Source organism: Aeromonas sp. S5(2024), assembly GCF_041403025.1.
Classification (GTDB): Bacteria; Pseudomonadota; Gammaproteobacteria; order Enterobacterales; family Aeromonadaceae; genus Aeromonas; species Aeromonas hydrophila.
Genome location: NZ_JBGLRI010000011.1, coordinates 109,912 through 131,461, shown reverse-complemented (window position 1 = coordinate 131,461; position 21,550 = coordinate 109,912). Strand labels below are relative to the sequence as shown.

General features: G+C 62.7%; 19 protein-coding genes and 1 pseudogene. 12 read left to right on the top strand and 8 right to left on the bottom strand.

Translation table 11 applies throughout. The features are described 5' to 3' along the window. Positions 1–45 precede the first annotated feature (45 nt). Positions 46–1,521 carry a YfcC family protein gene (locus ACB032_RS19035; protein WP_371138555.1) on the bottom strand — a complete coding sequence of 492 codons (1,476 nt, stop codon included), beginning with the start codon at positions 1,519–1,521 and terminating at the stop codon, positions 46–48. Between the two features lie 163 nt (positions 1,522–1,684). Beyond that, on the bottom strand, positions 1,685–2,878 hold the full coding sequence (fabV, locus tag ACB032_RS19030) for an enoyl-ACP reductase FabV (protein WP_017408076.1): 1,194 nt from the start codon (positions 2,876–2,878) through the stop codon (positions 1,685–1,687). Positions 2,879–3,108: 230 nt separating this feature from the next. Here fabV and ACB032_RS19025 point away from each other — a divergent pair. Both ACB032_RS19025 and ACB032_RS19020 read left to right on the top strand, forming a co-directional pair. After that, positions 3,109–3,963, top strand: a pseudogene (locus ACB032_RS19025) (PAS domain-containing protein); the annotation flags it as partial. Positions 3,964–3,969: 6 nt separating this feature from the next. Then, positions 3,970–4,503 carry a methyl-accepting chemotaxis protein gene (locus ACB032_RS19020; protein WP_256821952.1) on the top strand — a complete coding sequence of 178 codons (534 nt, stop codon included), beginning with the start codon at positions 3,970–3,972 and terminating at the stop codon, positions 4,501–4,503. Between the two features lie 59 nt (positions 4,504–4,562). Here ACB032_RS19020 and ACB032_RS19015 read toward each other — a convergent pair whose 3' ends face one another. Both ACB032_RS19015 and ACB032_RS19010 read right to left on the bottom strand, forming a co-directional pair. Beyond that, positions 4,563–4,760, bottom strand: a complete 198-nt coding sequence (locus ACB032_RS19015; protein ID WP_371138554.1) for a hypothetical protein — start codon at positions 4,758–4,760, stop codon at positions 4,563–4,565. A 50-nt stretch (positions 4,761–4,810) separates the two neighbouring features. Beyond that, positions 4,811–5,707 carry a DMT family transporter gene (locus ACB032_RS19010; protein ID WP_371138553.1) on the bottom strand — a complete coding sequence of 299 codons (897 nt, stop codon included), beginning with the start codon at positions 5,705–5,707 and terminating at the stop codon, positions 4,811–4,813. Positions 5,708–5,819: 112 nt separating this feature from the next. Here ACB032_RS19010 and rsxA point away from each other — a divergent pair, with 112 nt between their 5' ends. The 8 genes from rsxA (at position 5,820) to gloA (ending at position 13,233) form a co-directional block, all read left to right on the top strand. After that, positions 5,820–6,401: an electron transport complex subunit RsxA gene (gene rsxA / locus ACB032_RS19005; protein ID WP_005302262.1), complete on the top strand. Its 582-nt coding sequence runs from the start codon at positions 5,820–5,822 to the stop codon at positions 6,399–6,401. Between the two features lie 4 nt (positions 6,402–6,405). Beyond that, positions 6,406–6,969 carry an electron transport complex subunit RsxB gene (gene rsxB, locus ACB032_RS19000; RefSeq protein ID WP_011706450.1) on the top strand — a complete coding sequence of 188 codons (564 nt, stop codon included), beginning with the start codon at positions 6,406–6,408 and terminating at the stop codon, positions 6,967–6,969. A 6-nt stretch (positions 6,970–6,975) separates the two neighbouring features. Then, complete coding sequence (gene rsxC, locus ACB032_RS18995; protein WP_371138552.1) at positions 6,976–9,534, top strand: electron transport complex subunit RsxC; 2,559 nt, start codon at positions 6,976–6,978, stop codon at positions 9,532–9,534. A 3-nt stretch (positions 9,535–9,537) separates the two neighbouring features. After that, positions 9,538–10,590, top strand: coding sequence for an electron transport complex subunit RsxD (gene rsxD / locus ACB032_RS18990; RefSeq protein WP_124252565.1), 1,053 nt, complete (start codon positions 9,538–9,540; stop codon positions 10,588–10,590). A 34-nt stretch (positions 10,591–10,624) separates the two neighbouring features. Continuing rightward, complete coding sequence (gene rsxG / locus ACB032_RS18985) at positions 10,625–11,257, top strand: electron transport complex subunit RsxG (protein WP_016351104.1); 633 nt, start codon at positions 10,625–10,627, stop codon at positions 11,255–11,257. 16 nt (positions 11,258–11,273) lie between these two features. Further along, positions 11,274–12,032 carry an electron transport complex subunit E gene (locus ACB032_RS18980; RefSeq protein ID WP_207137756.1) on the top strand — a complete coding sequence of 253 codons (759 nt, stop codon included), beginning with the start codon at positions 11,274–11,276 and terminating at the stop codon, positions 12,030–12,032. Positions 12,033–12,046: 14 nt separating this feature from the next. Then, entirely contained in the window at positions 12,047–12,688 is a 642-nt protein-coding gene (nth, locus tag ACB032_RS18975; protein WP_017408071.1) for an endonuclease III, read from the top strand. A gap of 131 nt (positions 12,689–12,819) precedes the next feature. After that, complete coding sequence (gloA, locus tag ACB032_RS18970) at positions 12,820–13,233, top strand: lactoylglutathione lyase (RefSeq protein ID WP_011706456.1); 414 nt, start codon at positions 12,820–12,822, stop codon at positions 13,231–13,233. A 64-nt stretch (positions 13,234–13,297) separates the two neighbouring features. Here gloA and ACB032_RS18965 read toward each other — a convergent pair whose 3' ends face one another. Continuing rightward, positions 13,298–14,173, bottom strand: a complete 876-nt coding sequence (locus ACB032_RS18965; protein WP_024944879.1) for an OmpA family protein — start codon at positions 14,171–14,173, stop codon at positions 13,298–13,300. A gap of 68 nt (positions 14,174–14,241) precedes the next feature. Next, complete coding sequence (locus tag ACB032_RS18960; RefSeq protein ID WP_241417714.1) at positions 14,242–16,215, bottom strand: methyl-accepting chemotaxis protein; 1,974 nt, start codon at positions 16,213–16,215, stop codon at positions 14,242–14,244. A 148-nt stretch (positions 16,216–16,363) separates the two neighbouring features. Between ACB032_RS18960 and rnt the strand changes: the two genes are divergently transcribed. Continuing rightward, entirely contained in the window at positions 16,364–17,023 is a 660-nt protein-coding gene (gene rnt, locus ACB032_RS18955; protein ID WP_371138551.1) for a ribonuclease T, read from the top strand. Between the two features lie 247 nt (positions 17,024–17,270). Then, complete coding sequence (locus tag ACB032_RS18950) at positions 17,271–18,593, top strand: Na+/H+ antiporter family protein (protein WP_371138550.1); 1,323 nt, start codon at positions 17,271–17,273, stop codon at positions 18,591–18,593. Between the two features lie 372 nt (positions 18,594–18,965). On the opposite strand, the gene ACB032_RS18945 is transcribed toward ACB032_RS18950, so the two are convergent. Further along, entirely contained in the window at positions 18,966–20,861 is a 1,896-nt protein-coding gene (locus tag ACB032_RS18945; protein WP_016351112.1) for a DEAD/DEAH box helicase, read from the bottom strand. A 180-nt stretch (positions 20,862–21,041) separates the two neighbouring features. Further along, entirely contained in the window at positions 21,042–21,503 is a 462-nt protein-coding gene (locus ACB032_RS18940) for a hotdog fold thioesterase (RefSeq protein WP_241417713.1), read from the bottom strand. Between the last annotated feature and the right edge of the window lie 47 nt (positions 21,504–21,550).

Below are 21,550 nucleotides of genomic sequence, written 5' to 3'. Positions count from 1 at the left end.
TCCCGCGGGAGCCTTTTTGTTGTCTGTCGTTTGCTAGCCGCGCCATCAGCCGTGCAGCAAGGTACCGGCCACCAGTACCGCCATGGTGATGAGGGCCACCCCGATGATGAAGGGCAGCACCCAGCGCACGAAGCGATCGTAGGGGATCTTGGCCAGCGCCAGCCCCGCCACCAGATGGGCTGCGGTGGGGGCAAACAGGTTGATCCAGCCGGAGGCGGACTGATAGGCGGTGATCACCAGATCCCGCGAGATGCCGGAGAAGTCTGCCAGCGGCCCCATCAGCGGCATGGAGACGGTCGCCAGCCCCGAGGTGGAGGGGATGAAGAAGCTCAGGATGATGTGCACCAGATAGGCCATCAGGATGAACACCGACGACGACAGCCCGCTCACCAGCCCCTCGGCCCAGTGCAGTATGGTGTCGATGATGACCCCATGCTCCATCACCACATAGATGCCGCGTGCCACCGCCACCACCAGCGCCACCCCGATGAGGTCCCGCGCCCCGCTCAGGAAGGTTGCCACGTAGTTGGACTCCGGCATCCGGTTGATCAGCGCGATCAGGATGGAGGCGCTGAAGAACAGGGTAGAGAGCTCGTCGAACCACCAGCCCAGGGTGGGCAGCAGGTCGATGCCCAGATCTGACCAAGGTACCACCGCATAGATCATCAGCAGGAAGGTGCCGAAGAAGACCAGCATGGTGAGCTTCTGCTTGCCACTGAAGGCGAGGTTGCCGCTCTTCATCTGGGAGAACTCGTCGTCATAGGCGATGTCAGCCAGCACGGAGCGGGACTTGTCCTGCTGCACCTGCTTGGCGTAGCGCATCACGAACCAGGAGGCGAAGATCACCAACAGCAGCCACTGCACAACCCTAAGGCCAATCCCCTCACCGATGGGGATGCCGGCAAAACCGGAGGCGATGCCGGTGGCAAACGGGTTGACGGTGGAAGCGAGCACCCCGACCCCGGAGCCGAGCAGGATGATCCCCGCCGCCACCATGCGATCGAAGCCCGCCGCCATCATCACCGGCACGATCAGTGCCCAGAAGGCCACCGTCTCCTCCGCCATGCCGAAGGTGGAGCCGCCGAGGGCAAACAGGGCGATCAGCACGGGGATCAGCAGCCGCTCGCGCCCGGCAAAACCGCGCACTATGGCCCCTACCCCCGCATCCAGTGCCCCGCTCTGCATGGTCACCGCCAAGAAACCACCGATGATGAGCACGAACAGCGCCACGTCGGCCGCCTTGTGAAAGCCCTGGATGGGCGCCTTGAGCACATCGAATACCCCCTGCGGTTGGGAAGGGAGCTCGGTGTAGCTGCCGGGCACCGGCAACAGCCGCTCGTCGCCGCTGTAATCGGCCACGGCCGCGGCCGCCACCGGCTGCTGGGTCTTGGCCGTCACGTAGTTGTATTTGCCCGCCGGCAGCACCCAGGTCAGGGCCGCCATCAGGGCGATGATGATGAAAAGCAGGGTATAGACAGTGGGGAGTTGGCGCTTTTTGGGCGCCTCATGTGGAGTGGTCATAGCTTCCGTACCTCGGCAATGCCGTCATGTTATCCGATCACCGCCAGACTAGCGGGTTTGATATGGGAAAAAGGTGATCGCGGATAATAAAATTCCGCAACTTAGCGGGATTTTTGCCAAAAAAACAGGGCCCCGTAGGGCCCTGTTTTCACTTGGGTCAGACTCAGAGCTCGACCACATCGAATTTCACGTCCGGATTCACATCCGCATCGTAATCGACCTCGTCCAGCCCGAAACCGAACAGACGCAGGAACTCCTGCTTGTAACCGGTGTAGTCGGTCAGCTCACAGAGGTTCTCGCTGGTGATGGATGGCCACAGGTCACGGCAGGTCTGCTGCACGTCTTCGCGCAGCTCCCAGTCATCCATGCGGATGCGAGCCTGATCGTCCAGCGCCATGTCGGCAGCGTAGAGACGGGTGCGCATCATGCGATCCACCTGCTCCATGCAGCCCTCGTGAATGCCCTTCTCCTTCATGATCTTGAAGGCCATGGAGATGTAGAGCGGCATCACCGGAATAGCGGAGGAGGCCTGGGTCACCACGGATTTGAGCACGGCCACGTGGGCGGTGCCGCCCTTGGCAGCCAGATCGCCACGGATGGCGGCGGCGGCGCGGTCCAGATCTTCCTTGGCGCGGCCCAGAGTGCCGTGCCAGTAGATTGGCCAGGTCAGATCGGTACCGATGTAGGAGTAGGCCACGGACTTGGCGCCGTCGGCCAGTACGCCTGCATCGCGCAGGGCCGCCATCCACAACTCCCAGTCCTGACCGCCCATGACGGTGATGGTGTTCTGGATCTCTTCCTCGTTCGCCGGCTCGACGGTGGCGGTGATGATCTGATCCTTGTTGGTATCGATGGCGGTGGTGGTGTAGACCTCGCCGATGGGCTTGAGGGCAGAGCGCACCACTTCGCCGGTATCCGGCAGTTTGCGCACCGGCGAGGCCAGGGAGTAGACCACCAGATCAATCTGACCCAGATCCTGCTTGATCAGCTCGATCACCTTGGCGCGGCATTCATTGGAGAAGGCATCGCCGTTGATGCTCTTGGCGTAGAGGCCCGCCTCTTTGGCGGCCTTGTCGAAGGCAGCGGAGTTGTACCAGCCGGCGGTGGCAGTCTTGGTCTCGCTGCCGGCTTTTTCGAAGAAGACACCGAGGGTGGCAGCGCCGGAGCCGAAGGCGGCGGCAATGCGGGAAGCCAGGCCATAACCGGTGGAAGCGCCGATCACCAGCACTTTCTTGGGACCATTCTCGATGGTGCCCTTGGCCTTGGTATAAGCGATCTGGCGACGAACATTGGCTTCACAACCGACCGGGTGAGTGGTGGTGCAGATAAAGCCGCGAACCTTGGGTTTGATGATCATATGGGGTCTCGGATCCGTTTAATGGATGAAATCGGGGCATAAGATACCTCATCTTGCCGCGATAAGGTGCTCTGATGTGTTGAATCGCAGGGAAAATGAACAAAGCGTGGGACAAATGCCGCCTAAGGGGCCTACCGTCAGCCTGCCGGAGCGGGACCGGCCTCCCCGCCCTTCTGCACGGCTTGCCAACATGACAAGATCGATAATGACAAAACAAACAATTAACCCTGATGGCTGAGGCGACAGCTAAACAACCTGTACTAGTATTCAGCCGGTCGGGTATTGTCATGAAAGGCCTCACCAGGGTCTTAACAAGGAGCTCCGCCATGTTTTGGAATCGCACGGGTAAAAGTGAACAGAGTGAACAAGCGGCACAGATCGCAGAACTTGGCGCCTTTGAGCAGGCCATCCAGTCACGGGTTCCCTATATCGAGTTCACCCCGCAGGGGGTGGTCACCTTCGTCAACGATCGTTTTCTCGCCATCGTGGGCTATGCCCGGGAGGAGGTGATCGGCAAGCACCACAGCGCCCTCTGCTTTCTCGAGGACGTGAAAACCCGCGAATATGAACAGCTGTGGCAGGATCTGCGCAGGGGGGAGTCGCGCAACGGCCGTTTCATCCGGCAGGCCAAATCGGGCAAGGCGGTCTGGCTCGAAGCCAGCTACTTCCCGATCCTCCTCGATGGCAAGGTGATCAAGGTGGCCAAGGTGGCCTCCAACGTCACCGAACAGCAATCCACCCTGGAGCGCACCCAGGCGCTGCTGGCGGCACTGGACAAATCCCTGGCCGTCATCGACTTCCAACCCGATGGCACCGTCATCACCGCCAACCAGAATTTCCTGCACTGCTTCGGCTACCGGCTGGACGAGGTGGTGGGCCAGTCTCACCGCATGTTCTGCGACGAGGCCTTCTATCAGCAGAATCCCAACTTCTGGCGGGATCTGGGGACGGGCTCCATCCAGTCGGGGCTCTTCATGCGCCGTGGCCGCCACGGCGAGAAGATCTGGCTGGAGGCCACCTACAACCCCATCTTCAACCATGAGGGCAAGGTGATCAAAATCATCAAGCTGGCCAGCAACATCAGCGAGCGGGTGGAGAAATCCATCTCGGTGCGCGAAGCGGCCCAGAAGGCCTGCGCCATCGCCGGAGAGACGGTGCTGAGCGCCGCCAGGGGACGGGAGGTGATCGACAAGGTGCTGGAAACCTCGGCCCACATCAACAGCTCGGTCAGCGAAGTCAGCCGGCAGATAGAGAACCTCAACCAGCAATCCCGAAGCATAGAGTCCATCATCTCGACCATCAGCAGCATCGCAGATCAGACCAATCTGCTGGCGCTCAACGCCGCCATCGAAGCGGCCCGCGCCGGCGAGCAGGGCCGCGGGTTTGCGGTGGTGGCCGATGAAGTGCGCCAACTGGCGGCGCGAACCTCCACCTCCACCGGCGAGATAGTCTCCGTCATCCGACTCAACTCCGACATCACCTCCAGGATCACCCAGACCGTCTCGGTGGTATCGGACAAGGCGATGGCGGGCCAGGCCCAGGCCGACATCATCGCCGGCGTCATTCAGGAGATCATCGAGGACGCCAACTCGGTGTCGGACACCGTCAAGGGCCTCTCCATCTAGGGGCCTCGCCATCACAACACACGGGGCCAGGCCCCGTGTTTTTTCTTCCGATCAGAGCGTCAATCCCGCCCCGACAGATAGTGCCTGGCCTCCTCGTCGGCCTGCTGCAGGGCGCACTCCCACAGCTCGGCGATGCAGAGCCCCTCCTCGCCCACAGCCTCCTCTTCCAGCGCCTCCAGTGCCCGTGCATCGGCCAGGGTGAAGGGGTGGTGGCCAAGCAGCAGTCGCGCCTGCACCAGTAACCTCATGTCACTCATGATCCCGCTCCTCGCTGCTACCAGCCCTGACTGTAGTCAATTTGTGGCCGTCACGAGCCTGTGGTGGCCGCCGGCATCCGCACGCGCCTGGCGGGCAGCTGTCCCACCACGATCCCCAGCAGCACGGCGCCACAGGCCACCCATTGCAAGGCGTTGAGGGTCTCTCCCAGCAGCAAATAGGCCAACAGCAGGGTGAACACCGGGATGAGATTGACGTAGGCCGCCGCCAGCGTCACCTTCACCTGGGTCACCGACCAGTTGTAGAGCAGGTAGGCCCCCAGGGTCACGCAGGCGCCGAGAAAGACGATGACCGCCATGTCCTGCCACACCCAGGCCGTCGGCCAAGGTTCGCCAAAGGCAAAGGGGGCGAAGAAGAGGGTGCCGACAAACGCCTGCAACGCAGTCAGGGTCAGCACGCTGTAGCGGCTGCAAAGCTTCTTGAACACCACAGAGTAGGTGGCGGCGCAGAACATGGCCGCCATCTCCAGGCTGTTGCCAAGCAGGGCATTGGGGGCAAATTCATCCGTCCCGCTGCCAAAACCGAGCAGCGCGATACCGAAGATGGCGATGGCGAAGCCAAGCAATTGGCGGCGGCTCACCCGCTCGCGGATCAGCACGAAGGCCACCAGCGCCACGATGAGCGGCAACAGAGCACAGACCATGCCGGCCTGACCGGCACTGGTGTAGCGCAGGGCGTTGACCTCCAGCAGGAAATAGAGACAGGGCTCCAATGCCCCCATCAACGCCAGCCAGCGCCAGTCCCCTTTCTGATAGCGGAAATTGCCGAGATAGCGGTAGCAGCACAGCCAGCAGAGCGCCGCCACGCTCATGCGCATGAACAGCACCTGACCGAAGCCCCAGACCCCCAGCACGTGCTTGAGCGCGATGAAGGAGCTGGACCAGAGCAGCATCGCCAGGGTCAGGGTAAAAATGGGTAAAGGGCGCACGTTTCCTCCATGAAATTGGCCATTTGAATAATAACCATGCGGCCTTGCGGTTGTTAAAAGGCACCTAAAATCAGATAATACCGCCGCCTTCACACCGGATAACCAACCTGCAATGACTGAGTACCTGCTTTTATTGGTCGGCACTGTGCTGATTAACAACTTCGTGCTGGTGAAATTCCTCGGCCTGTGCCCCTTCATGGGCGTCTCCGGCAAGCTGGAAACTGCCATCGGCATGGGGCTGGCGACCACCTTCGTGATGACCCTGGCCAGCGCCTGTTCCTATCTGATGGAACACTATATCCTGATCCCGCTGAACATCGCCTACCTGCGCACGCTCGCCTTCATTCTTGTGATCGCTGTCGTGGTTCAGTTTACCGAGATGGTTATCCGCAAAAGCAGCCCCACCCTCTATCGTCTGCTAGGCATCTTTCTGCCGCTCATCACCACCAACTGCGCCGTGCTGGGGGTGGCCCTGCTCAGCATCAACGAGCACCACAATTTCATCCAGAGCATCATCTACGGCTTCGGCGCCGCCACCGGTTTCTCGCTGGTGCTGATCCTGTTTGCCGCCATGCGTGAACGTCTGGTGGCCGCCGACGTGCCCACTCCGTTTCGCGGCGTCTCCATCGCCATGATCACCGCCGGCCTGATGTCGCTGGCCTTTATGGGCTTTACCGGCCTCATCAAGATATAGCGCTATGACTCACATACTCTTTGCCGTTCTGGTGTTGGCTCTGCTGGCTCTGGCCTTCGGCATCATCCTGGGCTTTGCCGCCGTCAAATTTCATGTGGAAGCCGATCCCATCGTCGATCAGCTCGACGCCCTGCTGCCGCAAACCCAGTGCGGCCAGTGCGGCTACCCGGGCTGCAAACCCTACGCCGAGGCGCTGGCCAATGGCGATCAGATCAACAAGTGCGTGCCAGGTGGCGATGCCACCATGCGCAAGATCGCCGACCTGATGGGGGTCGAACCCCAGCCGCTGGGCGGCGCCGAGGCCGCCGCCCCCATCAAGAAAGTCGCCTTCATTCATGAAGATCAATGCATAGGCTGCACCAAATGCATCCAGGCCTGTCCAGTCGATGCCATCGTCGGCGCCACCAAGGCGATGCACACCGTCATTGCCGACGAGTGCACCGGCTGCGATCTCTGTGTCGATCCCTGCCCGACCGACTGTATCGAAATGATCCCGGTGCCGACCACGGTCGACAACTGGAAGTGGGATCTGGCCAACGTCGCCATTCCGGTCAAGATAGTGGAATAAGTAACCATGCAGTCCTTACTCGAACGCATCAAAGCCGGCACTCTGTGGGATTTTCACGGCGGCATTCACCCTCCCGAGAACAAAGACCAATCCAGTCTCACCCCGGTGGTGGACGCGGGTCTGCCGCCCCAGCTCATCATCCCGGTGCGCCAGCACGCGGGCCCGGCCGGCGACCTGCTGGTGCGGGTCGGCGACCAGGTCAAGAAAGGCCAGCCGCTCACTCGCCATGACAAGGGGCGTTTCGTGCCGGTGCACGCCTCCACCTCCGGCACCATCACCGCCATCGGTCACCACACGGTGGCCCACCCCTCCGGTCTCGACGATCTCTGCATCACCCTCACCCCGGATGGCGAAGATGCCTGGGGCGAGCGTCAGGGCCGCAGCGACTACTGGAATCTGGAGCGGGGCGAGCTGCTCGAGCGCATCCAGCAGGCTGGCATCGCGGGCCTTGGCGGCGCCGTGTTCCCGACCCACAGCAAGCTCGATGGCCGCGGTCAGCTGACCGAGATCCTGATCGTCAACGGGCTGGAGTGCGAACCCTACATCACCACCGATGACCGGCTGATGCAGGAGTATGCCGACGAGATCATGGACGGCATCCGGGTGCTCAAGCACTTGCTCAAACCCAAGCTGACCCTGATCGGGGTGGAAGACAACAAGCCGGCCGCCATCGGTGAGCTGACCCGTCATGCCACAGACGAAGACGTACTGGTCAAGACGGTGCCCACCAAGTATCCCTCGGGAGGCGCCAAGCAGACCATCGAGCTGCTCACCGGCCGCCAGGTTCCCAAGGGGGGCCGCGCCGTGGACATGGGCATCATGGTGCTCAACGTGGCCACCGTGTTTGCCATCAAGCGCGCCATCATCGACGGCGAACCGCTCATCTCCCGCATCGTCACCCTCACCGGCGACGCCTTCAAGAAACCGGGCAACGCCTGGGTGCTGCTGGGCACCCCGGTACGCTGGTTGCTGCAGCGTTTCGAGCTGCAGCCCGAGGCGGATCAGCGGGTGATCATGGGCGGCCCCATGATGGGCTTCACCCTGCCCCATGCCATGGTGCCGGTGGTCAAGGCTACCAACTGCCTGCTCTCCCCCACCCGGGCCGAACTGCCACCGCCCGGTCCCGAGCAGGCCTGCATTCGCTGCAGCGCCTGTGCCGACGCCTGCCCGGCCAACCTGCTGCCGCAAGAGCTCTACTGGTACAGTCGGGCCAAGGAGTACGACAAGGCCGAGGGGCTCAACCTGTTCGACTGCATCGAGTGCGGCGCCTGTGCCTGGGTCTGCCCGAGCGAGATCCCGCTGGTGCAGTACTACAAGATTGCCAAGGATGACATCCGCGAGGCGCGCGCCGAGGCCGAGAAGGCCGAGCGCGCCAAGCAGCGCTTCGAGGCCAAGCAGGCCCGCTTCGAGCGGGAAAAAGCCGCCCGCGAAGCCCGTCATGCCGAGGCTGCCGCCCAGCGGCGCCAGGCCATGACGGCGGCCGGCGGAGAAGATCCGGTGGCCGCGGCACTGGCTCGCATCAAGGCCAAACAGGACGCTGCGCCGGTCGGTGCCAGCGAACTCGCACCGGACAACAGCGCCATGATTGCCGCCCGCGAGGCGCGCAAGCAGGAGGCCATCGCCCGCCGAGCCGCCAAAGCGGCCGCCGGCGAGCCCGACTCGGTCCAGACCGATGCACCGGCAGCGGACGGACAGGATGCCAAGAAAGCCGCCATTGCGGCGGCGCTGGCACGTGCCAAGGCCAAAAAAGCGGTTCAGGAGCCAAGCGAAGCAGTGGTGGCGGATAGCTCTGCTGCTGCGCCTCAGCCTGACTCAGCCGCCGACGCGGATCTCAAGAAGGCGGCCATCGCTGCCGCCATCGCCCGTGCCAAGGCCAAGAAAGCCGCCAGCACGCAAGGTGATGAAGCGGCTGCGGATATTCCTGCAGACGCGCCCCAGTCTGACCCCATTGCCGACGCGGATCCCAAGAAGGCGGCTATCGCGGCAGCTATCTCCCGTGCCAAGGCCAAGAAGGCCGCTCAGGCGCAAGGGGACGCAGCCGCGACCGAAAGTGAAGAGGCCGCCGTGGCAGCCCCTGCAGCAGCGCCGCAGCCTGACACCACCGCCGATGCGGATCCCAAGAAGGCGGCCATCGCTGCTGCCATCGCCCGCGCCAAGGCCAAGAAGGCCGCTCAGGCGCAAGGGGATGCAGCCGTGACCGAAGGTGAAGAAGCCGCCGTAGCAGCCCCTGCAACAGCGCCGCAGCCTGACTCAGCCGCCGACGCGGATCCCAAGAAAGCAGCCATTGCTGCCGCCATCGCCCGTGCCAAGGCCAAGAAGGCGGCCCAGGCGCAAGGTGAGGAGGCCGTTGCCAAGTCCGCAGAGGTGCAAGACGAGGAGGCCACCGCCAAGCCCGAGGTAACCACCGTGGCGGCACCGGCTGCCGATGCGTCGCAGCCAGCCGCCGATGCGGATCCCAAGAAAGCGGCCATTGCCGCCGCCGTGGCCCGTGCCAAGGCCCGCAAACTGGCGGCCGAGGCAGCAGCCCAGGCCTCTCCTTCTCCATCGACCGACAAGAGCCACTGATCCATGTTCAATATCGCGAGTGCGCCGTTTGCCCACAACCGCAAACAGACCCAAACCCTGATGTTGCTGGTGATCCTGGCCTGCCTGCCCGGTTTTCTGGCGCAGAGCTGGTTCTTTGGTTGGGGCACCCTGATCCAGATCCTGCTGGCGCTGGTCACGGCGCTCGCCTCGGAGGCGCTGGTGCTGCGCCTGCGCGGACGCCCCGTCAAACCGGCCCTGCTGGATGGCAGCGCGGCCCTGACCGCCGTGCTGATCGGTCTCTCCCTGCCACCGCTGCTGCCCTGGTGGATGCTGGTGCTGGGCACGGCGTTTGCCATCATCATCGCCAAACACCTCTATGGCGGGCTCGGTCAAAACCTGTTCAACCCCGCCATGGTGGCCTATGTGCTGCTGCTGGTCTCCTTCCCGGTACAGATGACCAGCTGGCTGCCGCCCTCCAGCATCGCCGCCTATGACATCGGCTTTGGCGATGCGGCCTCGGTGATCTTCACCGGCTTCAGCCTCGACGGTTACAGCATGGCGCAGCTCAAGCAGGGGGTGGATGGGCTGACCATGGCCACGCCGCTCGACACTCTGAAAACTGGGCTGACTCAGGGCCTCACCGCCGGCGAGGTGATGACCCACACCGTATTCGAAGGCTGGGGCGGCATCGGCTGGAGCTGGGTCAACCTCGGCTACCTGCTGGGCGGCCTGTTCCTGCTGCAGCAGAAGGTGATCAACTGGCGCATTCCGGGGGCCATCCTCGGCTCCTTGCTGCTGGCGGCCACCCTGGGTTATCTGATGACCCCGGATGCCACCGCCACCCCCATGTTCCACCTGTTCAGCGGCGCCACCATGCTGGGGGCCTTCTTCATCGCCACCGATCCGGTGAGTGCCAGCACCACCCCGCGCGGCCGCTTGGTCTATGGCGTGCTGATCGGGGTGCTGGTCTATGTCATCCGCCGCTTTGGTGGCTACCCGGATGCCTTCGCCTTTGCCGTGCTGCTGGCCAACCTGTGCGTACCGCTGATCGACAGCCTGACGCGCCCGAAAGTCTACGGAGCCCGCCGCAAATGACCCTCGCACACACCTCACCCTCAGGAATGATGCAATGTTAAAGAGCATGCGCAAAAACGGCGTCACTCTCGCCCTGTTTGCCCTCGCCTGCACCGCCGTGGTGGTGCTGACCAACGAGCTGACCCAGGGGCGGATCGCCCATCAGCAGCAGCTGGAGAAGCTGCGCACCCTCTCCGCCCTGCTGCCGGAGGGGAGCTATGACAACGATCTGGTCGCCAGCTGCAAGCTGGTGCAGAGCAGACGCTATCTGGGCAGCGATCAATCCATGCCGCTCTACACCGCGACCAAGCAGGGCGAAATCACCGGCTACGCGCTGGAAACCGTCGCCCCCGACGGCTACAGTGGGGCCATTCGCCTCATCGTGGGCACCGATGCCAAGGGCGCCGTGAGCGCGGTACGGGTGTTGGCCCACAAGGAAACCCCCGGCCTTGGCGACAAGATCGAGCTGAAAAAATCGGACTGGATCAACAGCTTCGTCGGCAAGTTTCTCAGCCACGACAACGAGGCCAGCTGGGCCGTGAAGAAAGACGGCGGCGAGTTCGACGCCTTCACCGGTGCCACCATCACCCCTCGGGCCGTGGTCAAGGCGGTGAAGAACCTGTTGCTGCTGCAACAGGAGCACCCAGAGTTGCTGCGCGACGCCCCCGCCTGTGACGCCACCCCCTAACGCCGGAGCACAAGCTATGGAACAAGTCGATGTGATTGACGGGCAGAGCCCGCTCAGCGAGAGCAATGGCCGCCGCGAAGAGCTCAAGGAGCTGATGCTGCAGGGGCTGTGGAAGAACAACCCCTCCCTGGTGCAGGTGCTGGGCCTCTGCCCCACCCTGGCGGTCTCCTCCACCTTCACCAATGCGCTGGGGCTCGGCCTTGCCACCATGGCAGTGCTGGTCAGCTCCAACCTCGCCATCTCGCTGGTGCGCAACCTGGTGCCCAAGGATATCCGCATCCCGGTCTACGTGATGATCATCGCGGCGCTGGTGACCAGCGTGCAGTTGCTGATGAACGCCTACACCTATGGCCTCTATCAGGCGCTCGGCATCTTCATCGCCCTCATCGTCACCAACTGCGTAATCATCGGCCGGGCCGAGGCCTATGCATCCAAGAACCCGCCGCTGCTAGCAGCCCTCGACGGCTTCATGATGGGGCTCGGCTTTACTCTGGTGCTGCTGGTGCTGGGCGGGCTGCGCGAGATCATCGGCATGGGCACCCTGTTCGACGGTGCCGACCTGCTGCTGGGAGAGTGGGCCAAGTCACTGCGCATCGAGCTGTTCCACGCCGATGCCAGCCTGCTGCTGGCAATCCTGCCCCCTGGCGGCTTCATCGGTCTCGGCCTGATGATCGCCGGCAAGAACGCCATCAACGACTGGATGGGTCGCAAGCAGAGCACCGAGAAGGCCCACTGCAGCGTGCCGGCCGCGGGTGCCCGCGCGACCCAGCTTTGAGCCAAGAGAGAGCCATGAACAATCAGAAACGTAGGCAGATACTGGAGCGACTGCGGGACGACAACCCCCACCCCACCACCGAGCTCAACTTCAAGACGCCGTTCGAGCTGCTGATCGCCGTACTGCTGTCGGCCCAGGCCACCGATGTCAGCGTCAACAAGGCCACCGACAAGCTCTACCCGGTGGCCAACACCCCCCAGGCCATGCTGGAACTGGGGGTAGACGGGGTCAAGGAGTACATCAAGACCATTGGCCTGTTCAACACCAAGGCCGAGAACGTCATCAAGACCTGCGCCATCCTGCTGGAGCGCCACGGCGGTGAAGTGCCGGAGAACCGCGAAGCCCTCGAAGCCCTGCCCGGGGTCGGCCGCAAGACCGCCAACGTGGTGCTCAACACCGCCTTCGGCTGGCCCACCATCGCCGTCGATACCCATATCTTCCGGGTCTCCAACCGCACCGGCTTTGCGGTGGGCAAGAACGTCGATCAGGTGGAAGAGAAGCTGCTCAAGGTGGTTCCCGCCGAATTCAAGCTGGACGTGCACCACTGGCTGATCCTGCACGGGCGCTACACCTGTCTGGCTCGCAAACCGCGCTGCGGTTCCTGTATCATCGAGGACTTGTGCGAGTACAAGGAAAAGGTCTACCCGGAGAGCTGAACACGGCTGCCTGCCCGCAAGCGGCGCAGTCATGGCGCCGCTCCTGGCGAGCACGGGCTTGAGCCAAGCGCCGGTATCCGCCCCTTGGGCGGCACCCATACAACAAGAACCACTACCCGGAGAATTGAGCAATGAGAATCCTGCATACCATGTTGCGCGTCGGCGATCTGCAACGCTCCATCGACTTCTATACCCGAGTGCTGGGGATGAAACTGCTGCGCAAGAGCGAGAACAGCGAATACAAGTACACCCTGGCCTTCGTCGGCTACGGTGACGAGAAAGATGAAGCGGTGATCGAACTCACCTACAACTGGGGTGTCAGCGAGTACGAGCTGGGCTCGGCCTACGGTCACATCGCGCTGGAAGCGGACGACATCTATGCCACCTGCGAGGCATTGCGCGCCGCTGGCGCCAAGATCACCCGCGAGCCGGGCCCGGTCAAGGGCGGCACCACCGTCATCGCCTTCGTGGAAGATCCGGACGGTTACAAGATTGAGCTGATCGCCAAGAAAGATGCCGGCAGCGGCCTCGGCGACAGCTTCTGATCCAGACTGATCCCCAGAAAACCAAAAGAGCGCCAAGGCGCTCTTTTTTATGGATTCGTTTTCTTCAGATGGCGCCGTTGCGGCCCATGTTGATCACCACCCGCCGGTTCTTGGCACGACCATCTTCGGTTTCGTTGGAGGCGACGTGCTGCTTCTCGCCGTGCCCCTCCACCGAAATCTTGCCGGGTTCGATGCCCAGATCCACAAACACCTTCTTGATGGCATCGGCCCGTTTCTCGGAGAGCTTCTGGTTCGGCCAGCGGCCGCCATAGCTGTCGCTGTAGGCGTCGATCACCACCACGTCGATGCTCTTGTCCACCTTCACATACTCGCCGATCATCGCCAGCCGCCGCTTGGAAGCCAGTGACAGCTCGTCACTGTTCTTGTCATAGGTGAGCACGCTGAAGGCGATGTCGTTGAAACTGTAGGGCAGCAGGCCATTGAGGCAATCCACGAAGGCCTGATACTTGACCCGGAAGTTGACCGAGGAGAGCGAGACCCGCACCGGTCGATTCTGCCGATACCAGTCGCGGTACTGGAAGGTCGGCATGCGCCCCCCTTCCAGCTCGTCCAGCATGGTCCAGGCGGTCTGCCCCTCCACCAACCCGTCAAACTGCTGGTAAAAGCGCAGCTGGCTCACTTCCCGCCCGGCGATGCCGGGGCGCCAGACCGGCGGCATGATGCCCAGGCTGACCGTCTGGGTCTGGGCCTGCTGGCGCAGCCCCTTGAGCTCGAAGTCCAGATTGATCTTGCGACCGGCGCGACTGACGAATGCCCCCGTGCCCCAGTTGGGGATGGGGTGCTCGAGCCGGCACTCCACCTGGGTGTCGGAGGTCAAACGCCAGACGGATTGATCCAGGCCGGCACCGAACTCGGTGACTCCCGCCTGTAACTGCATACTCACGGATATGCTGACCAACCCCAACATCCAAGCGTTCAACTGCCTGCCCTCCACACGATCTCAGGTTAGATATCGGCAGGGGCAGGACAAGCTTTAGGGCAAACCGATCAGTGGGTCGAGGCGGCATCCATCAGTTTGAAGCGGGCGATGCGCCCTGCCAGCTCCCGCGCCAGCTGATCCAGCTCGGCGCTGTTTTGCTGCAGGGTTTCCGAGTGCTGGCGATGCGCCTCGTACACCTCGCGGATGGTCATCACGTTGTGCTGGATGTCGTCGGTGACATAGCGCTGTTCCTCGGTGGCGGTGGCCACCTGGGCGGTCATGTCGCTCACCTTGCGCACCTCGTTGACGATATCGGTCAGCTCGCTGCCCGCCCGCTTGGCCTCGGTCACGCTCAGCCCCGCCTGTTCGGTCCCCAGGTGCATGGCGGTCACCGCCTGATTGGCCCCCTGCCGCAGCCGCACCAGCATCCGCTCTATGTCGTCGGCAGCCTGCTGGGTGCGCGACGCCAGCGCCCGCACCTCTTCCGCCACCACCGCAAAACCGCGGCCGGATTCGCCGGCGCGGGCCGCCTCGATGGCGGCGTTGAGGGCCAGCAGGTTGGTGCGATCCGAGATCTGCTTGATGAGGTTGAGCGCCTCGCCCACCGATTCGGTGTCCTGATGCAGGCTGTCCACCAGTTGCTGGGTATCACTCAAGGTACCCGCGACCTGCTGGATGGCATCGATGGTCTGATCCACCTCCTTATCACCCTGCCGGGCCCGGCCGATGGCCTGCTGGGTCGCCAGCGAGGTCTGGGTCGCGTTGCGCGCGATCTCGGCCACCGTCGAGGCCATCTCGGTAGCGGCCGTCGCCACCAGATCCACCTGGCCAAACCCCTTGGCCACCCCGGCGTTGACTTCGGCAATGACGTTGGCCGAGGCGGCGGCGCTGCGGGCCAGCACCTCGCAGGAGCGGCGCACCGCCAGCATCAACCCCTCCAGATGTTCGAGGAAGTGATTCAGATCCCGCGACAATGCCCCCAGTTCGTCACCGGATCGCCAGTTGACCCGCACCGTCAGATCATTCTCCTGCACCAGCCGCTTGAAGGTATGGTGCAGGGCCATGAAGCCCAGGTGCAGATCCCGCACCACCCGCCAGCAGACGAAGCTGGTGAGCAGTACGCACAGCAGGACTCCGGTGGCGGCCCACCAGAAGTCGCTGGCGCTCTTCGCCCGCATCTGATCCACCCGCTCGGACAGCTGCTGATAGAGGCGGTCTTCGCTCTCCTTGAGCAGGCTGATCTTGTCGGTGCTCAAGGCAAACCAGGCCTCGGCATCCACCCCGAAGCCGCCGCTGGCCGCCTTGTCCAGCGCCAGCTTCTCCATGGCGGCCACCTTGCTCACCACCGGCGAGGCCAGGCTGTCGGCCAGCAGCTGACGCTGGGAGGGGCTCGCCACCGCCTGAAAACGCTCAAGATAGGTATTTTGGGCCGCCAACAGGGAGATGAACTGCTGCAACAGCGCCGGCGTGAAGCTGTCACGGCCGAACACGTTGCTTAAGGTCGCCCGCTCCAGCCCCATCCGCTCCTTGCTCTGCAAGAAGGCGGCATAGGCATTGGTCTGCAACGCTATGGTGGCATCCCGGCTATTGATGCTGATCTGATCCACCACCGCCAGCAACTGGGTGATCATCCGGGTATAGAAGCTGACCTGCTCGGCCACCTCGACCCCCAGCGCACTGACCCGCTCGCGCATGGCGGTGAGCCCGGCCAGCTCCTGCTGCACCTCTTTGAGCGCCAGCAGGGCGGGATCCTCATGAAAGCGCTGCAGCAGGGTATCGACCTGCTTGCGCTGCGCCGGCAGGGCATCGCGGAACTTGTTGCCACCAGAACCCAGGAAGCCGGCTGACATGCCGCGCTCCTTTTGCAGCTCGTGGGCCAATTGCGCCGCTTCCCGCACCACCGCCAGTGCGTCCTGGGCCTGACTCATCTCCTGCTCGACTCGATAACGCTCATAGACGTATCGGCCGGAGAAGAACAGCAAGGCCAGCAGTGGCAGGCAGACCACCAGCAACATTTTGTGCGCCAATCCCAGCTTCTTCATCGTTGCTCCCCATTCCATTGTTGAAGTGGTCAATTATAAGTCCGCGTGTCGATAATAGAATCGGCCAGCGTGCCGATGGTGGCCGATGAGGGACAAAGGCCGGCTTTTTTGCCATAATGCCGCCTCATTTCACGCCGACCGAGATACCATGACCGACGCTGTTCACACCCTCAAGGGCCGTTTTCGTGGCTTTTACCCCGTCGTCATCGATGTTGAAACCGCCGGGTTCAATGCCAGAACCGACGCCTTGCTGGAAATCGCCGCCTATACCCTCAAGATGGACGAGCAGGGCTGGCTCGTGCCCGACCAGATCTTCCATTTTCATGTCGAGCCGTTTGAAGGGGCCAATCTGGAAAAAGCGGCGCTGGAGTTCACCGGCATCGATCCCTTCAATCCGCTGCGCGGCGCCGTCAGCGAGAAAGAGGCGCTGACCGAGATCTTCAAGGGCATCCGCAAGGGGATGAAGGAGCAGGATTGCGGCCGCGCCATCATAGTGGCCCACAACGCCACCTTCGATCACGGCTTCGTCATGGCCGCCGCCGAGCGGGCCGGCCTCAAGCGCAATCCGTTCCATCCGTTTGCCACCTTCGACACCGCCACCCTCTCCGGCCTGGCGCTGGGCCAGACGGTGCTGGCCAAGGCGTGCCAGAGCGCGCGCATTCCGTTTGACAATAAAGAGGCGCACTCCGCCCTCTACGACACCGAGCGCACCACCGAGCTGTTCTGTCATATCGTCAACCGCTGGAAGAGCCTGGGTGGCTGGCCCCCGGCCCACCCGGACGAGGTGGCCGACGACGCCAGCGAGTAACGACGCCCCCTTCCCAAGAGGCTGCCACGGCAGCCTCTTTTCTTGCGCCATCTGGTTTGACCAGAATGTCGAAAAAAGGCCCATCCAGCACCGTTTTTTACCTCTCCCGACTCATTACCTGGGTTGAACCGCCGGGAATGCTGTAGATAGGCCATTCACCTGATTTTTTACTCGACATTTGTCACATTTTTCGCAAACTAACTGCCTTTCACACGACAGACAGCAACACAAACTATAAGGAAAGCAAATGAATCCTGTTGTTATCGCGGTGGCGCTGATGCTGGTGCTCAGCCTGCTGCGGATCAATGTGGTGGTCTCTCTCGCCATCGGCGCCATCGTCGGCGGCCTGATCGGCGGTCTCTCCCTCGAGCAGACCCTCGGCACCTTCAGCGGTGGCCTGGGTGGCGGTGCCGAGATCGCCCTCTCCTACGCCATGCTGGGGGCCTTCGCAGTCGCCATCTCCCGCTCCGGCATCACGGATCTGCTGGCGCGCAAGGTGATCAGCCAACTCGGCAAGGATGCCAGCAGCTCGCGCATCCTCTGGGTCAAGGCCCTGCTGCTCAGCTCGGTGCTGGGGGTCTCCATCTCCTCCCAGAACCTGATCCCGGTCCATATCGCCTTCATTCCCATCCTGATCCCGCCGCTGTTGCACGTCATGGCCCAGATGCAGATCGACCGCCGTCAGGTGGCCTGCGTCATCACCTTTGGCCTGACCGCGACCTATATGCTGCTGCCGGTGGGCTTTGGCGGCATCTTCCTCAACAACATCCTGGCCAAGAACCTGATCGACAACGGCGTGCCGGTCGAGCACAGCCAGCTGCCGCTGGCGATGGCCATTCCGGTGCTGGGCATGTTCGTCGGCCTGCTGATCGCCGTCTTCTTCAGCTACCGCAAGCCACGCCAGTATGATCTGGAGAAGATCCTGGCCGCCGAGCCGGAGACGGTCGATCTCAACCTCAACCACATCTGGGTCGCCTTGCTGGCCATCGCCGTGGCGCTGGGGCTGCAGCTGATGACCAACAGCATCGTGCTGGGAGCACTGGCCGGCTTCGTCATCTTCACCTGTGGCGGCGTCATCAAGTTCCGCGAGAGCCAGGATGCCTTCACCCAGGGCGTGCGCATGATGTCCCTCATCGGCTTCATCATGATCTCCGCCGCCGGCTTCGCCGCCGTGATGAAAGAGACCCACGGGGTGGAGAGCCTGGTACAGGCCGTCTCCGGCATGATGGCGGGCCACAAGGGGCTGGCCGCCTTCCTGATGCTGCTGGTGGGCCTGCTCATCACCATGGGGATCGGCTCCTCCTTCTCCACCGTGCCCATCATCGCCACCATCTATGTGCCGCTGTGCCTGCACCTCGGTTTCTCCCCGCTGGCGACCATCTCTCTGGTCGGCACCGCCGGCGCCCTGGGGGATGCAGGCTCTCCCGCCTCCGACTCGACCCTGGGCCCCACCTCGGGCCTCAACGCCGACGGCCAGCACGACCATATCTGGGACAGCGTGGTGCCCACCTTCATCCACTACAACATCCCGCTCATCATCTTCGGCTGGATTGCCGCCATGGTGCTCTAAGCCCCCAAGATAGATGCATAAACATAAAAGGCGACCTCAGGGTCGCCTTTTTGCTGCCTTCACCGCGATGGCATAGACCCGGACAATCCAGCTCGGGCCCCCCCTCTCAATCTGCTCTTGCTGCTGCACTCTTCCCTTTTATGCGGATGTGGCTCGCAGCCCCCCGCTACCCAGCGTTCACACGTATCTTCCCTGCCCCATCCCACTCCACACAGTCAGGACGATGTCAGACCAACCCATCGGCAACATCAACGGTGTGCCATGGACTGACCCTTTCACATCCCCTCATGCGGCGCTGCGGCGCCTCCTGGGTGAACGAGGGGCAACAAAAAGGCCGCTCGATGAGCGGCCTTTTTAGCTAGCAGTCAGGGTTTAGCTGTCGCGGCGCTTGCCACCGAATTTACGACCCTTGTCGAAACCGCCTTCACGGCGATCCTTGTTGAAGGGACGGTCACCCTGCGGACGGCGATCCTTGTTGAAAGGACGGTCGCCACGGAACGGACGATCACCGCGGGGCGGACGGGGAGCAGTGTTGCTGCCGGCCGGCACTTCGGTATAGCGGCTGATCTGCAGCGGACGCTGGCAGACACGGGCCTTCTTGATCACTTCCAGCACTTCGGCGCTCATGCCCTTGGGCAGATCGACGGTGGAGAAGTCATCGGCGATATCGATGTTGCCGATGAAGCGGCTCTCGATGTTCGCTTCGTTGGCGATGGCACCCACGATCTGGCCCGGCTTGACGCCGTGATGGGCACCCACGTCGACGCGGTAGCGCTCCATCTCCACGTCCGGGTTGTCTTTGAGCGGACGCGGCTCCAGGGACGGCATGCGACGAGCCGGGCGATCGCCACGGTCGGCGAAATCACGGCCACCACGGTCGTTGAAGTCACGACGCTCGAAACCACCGCGATCGTTGCCGGCGTTGAACACCGGATCCGGAATGGAGTCATCCAGCAGCAGCGGTTGGTCGCCCTGTACCAGCTTGGCCAGTGCGGCAGCCAGCTCCAGCGGATCGGCAGAGTCTTCTTCGATCAGCTCGTTCACCAGGTTCACGTAGATCTCGAGCTCTTCGCCCATCATGGTTTCGCGGATGCGTTCCTTGAACTTGGCCAGACGGTGCTGGTTGATGTCCTCGGTGCTCGGCATCTTCATCGGCTCGATGGCCTGACGGGTTGCGTGCTCGATGGCGCGCAGCATGCGACGCTCGCGCGGTGCCACGAACAGGATGGCTTCGCCCTTGCGACCGGCACGGCCGGTACGGCCGATACGGTGAACGTAGGATTCGGTGTCGTAGGGGATGTCGTAGTTCACCACGTGGGTGATGCGCTCAACGTCCAGACCACGGGCCACCACGTCGGTGGCGATCAGGATGTCCAGCTGGCCCTGGCGCAGCTTGTCGACGGTACGCTCACGCAGCTTCTGCGGGATGTCACCGTGCAGCGCTTCACAGGCGTGACCACGGGCAGCCAGCTTGCCAGCCAGTTCTTCGGCGGCGTTCTTGGTGCGTACGAACACCAGCAGGGCTTCGTAGGGCTCGACTTCCAGCAGACGGGTCATGGCGTCCAGCTTGTGCAGACCGGTCACCTGCCAGTAACGCTGACGGATGGTGGTGGCGGTCGCAGTCTTGGAAGCGATCTTGATCTCTTTGGGTTGCTTCAGGTGCTTCTGGGCCACACGACGGATCTGCTCCGGCATGGTGGCGGAGAACAGGGCAACCTGGCGACCGGCCGGGCACTGTTCCATGATCCAGTCCACGTCGTCGATGAAGCCCATGCGCAGCATCTCGTCCGCTTCGTCCAGCACCAGGGCTTTCAGGCCGGAGAGGTCCAGGTTCTTGCGACGGATCAGGTCCATCACGCGGCCCGGGGTACCCACGACAACCTGAGCACCGCGGCGCAGGGCGCGGGTCTGGGTTTCGTAGGAGGCGCCGCCGTAGATGGGCAGCACGTGGAAATCAGGCATGTGGTGGGCATAGCGTTGGCACGCTTCAGCCACCTGTAGGGCCAGTTCACGAGTCGGTGCCAGCACCAGGATCTGGGTGTTGCGGTTACCAGCTTCCAGACGAGACAACAGAGGCAAGGCAAAAGCAGCGGTCTTCCCTGTACCGGTTTGCGCCTGCCCCAGCAGATCGTGGCCCGCCATCAGGTGGGGAATTGCTGCGGCCTGGATGGGGGACGGGCGCTCATAGCCCACGTCCTGCAGCGCTTTCAGTACAGGCGCGGCCAGTCCAAGCTCACTAAAAAGGGGCAGTTGTTCGGTATCAGACATAGATTCTTCCAGATTAAGGCAGGCGGCTAACACCGCGGAATAGCAAAAAGGCGGCGATTATAGCGCCACTTTGTTCTGCTGTCTTGAAAAATGTGATAAGCCTCTCAAGACGTTGGCAATTATAGAGGGATCTTGCGACTATGGCTTGCTTATTTTTCACTCATGGTGCGTTATTGCAGATCACGCTTCGCCAGAGTCCTTGTCACGCTTGTGTTTGAGCACCGCCATGGTCAACCGGCTGGTGCACAATAAACGACCACGTTCATCGCGAATTTCTATCTGCCACACCTGAGTGGTCGCCCCCAGATGCAGCGGCGCGCAACGCCCCGTCACCACCCCTTCCCGCTTGGCCCTCAGGTGGTTGGCGTTGACCTCCAGCCCCACGCAATAACTATCAGGCCCGACCGCCATGTTGGCCGCCAAGGAACCCAGCGTCTCCGCCAGCACCACGGAGGCGCCGCCGTGCAGCATGCCAAGCGGCTGGTGGGTGCGGTGATCCACCGGCATGGTGGCCTCCAGCCAGTCAGGACCAAAGGCGGTATAGACGATGTCGAGGTGAGCCATCAGGGTGTTGCGAGAGCTGGCGTTGAGCCCTTCAAGGCTCATGGGTTTGCGCCAGATGGGGCTGTTTTCTTGACTCATGGTGAGCGGACTCCTTGCGTGATCAACGGGTTATCGCTGCGCCGTAG

Coding starts and splice junctions, on each gene's coding strand:
- rnt (WP_371138551.1), top strand. CDS start 16,364: ATGACCGACGCTGTTCACACCCTCAAGGGCCGTTTTCGTGGCTTTTAC.
- fabV (WP_017408076.1), bottom strand. CDS start 2,878: ATGATCATCAAACCCAAGGTTCGCGGCTTTATCTGCACCACCACTCAC.
- ACB032_RS18950 (WP_371138550.1), top strand. CDS start 17,271: ATGAATCCTGTTGTTATCGCGGTGGCGCTGATGCTGGTGCTCAGCCTG.
- ACB032_RS19035 (WP_371138555.1), bottom strand. CDS start 1,521: ATGACCACTCCACATGAGGCGCCCAAAAAGCGCCAACTCCCCACTGTC.
- nth (WP_017408071.1), top strand. CDS start 12,047: ATGAACAATCAGAAACGTAGGCAGATACTGGAGCGACTGCGGGACGAC.
- rsxA (WP_005302262.1), top strand. CDS start 5,820: ATGACTGAGTACCTGCTTTTATTGGTCGGCACTGTGCTGATTAACAAC.
- ACB032_RS18980 (WP_207137756.1), top strand. CDS start 11,274: ATGGAACAAGTCGATGTGATTGACGGGCAGAGCCCGCTCAGCGAGAGC.
- ACB032_RS19015 (WP_371138554.1), bottom strand. CDS start 4,760: ATGAGTGACATGAGGTTACTGGTGCAGGCGCGACTGCTGCTTGGCCAC.
- rsxC (WP_371138552.1), top strand. CDS start 6,976: ATGCAGTCCTTACTCGAACGCATCAAAGCCGGCACTCTGTGGGATTTT.
- ACB032_RS18960 (WP_241417714.1), bottom strand. CDS start 16,215: ATGAAGAAGCTGGGATTGGCGCACAAAATGTTGCTGGTGGTCTGCCTG.
- gloA (WP_011706456.1), top strand. CDS start 12,820: ATGAGAATCCTGCATACCATGTTGCGCGTCGGCGATCTGCAACGCTCC.
- ACB032_RS18940 (WP_241417713.1), bottom strand. CDS start 21,503: ATGAGTCAAGAAAACAGCCCCATCTGGCGCAAACCCATGAGCCTTGAA.
- rsxG (WP_016351104.1), top strand. CDS start 10,625: ATGTTAAAGAGCATGCGCAAAAACGGCGTCACTCTCGCCCTGTTTGCC.
- rsxD (WP_124252565.1), top strand. CDS start 9,538: ATGTTCAATATCGCGAGTGCGCCGTTTGCCCACAACCGCAAACAGACC.
- rsxB (WP_011706450.1), top strand. CDS start 6,406: ATGACTCACATACTCTTTGCCGTTCTGGTGTTGGCTCTGCTGGCTCTG.
- ACB032_RS18945 (WP_016351112.1), bottom strand. CDS start 20,861: ATGTCTGATACCGAACAACTGCCCCTTTTTAGTGAGCTTGGACTGGCC.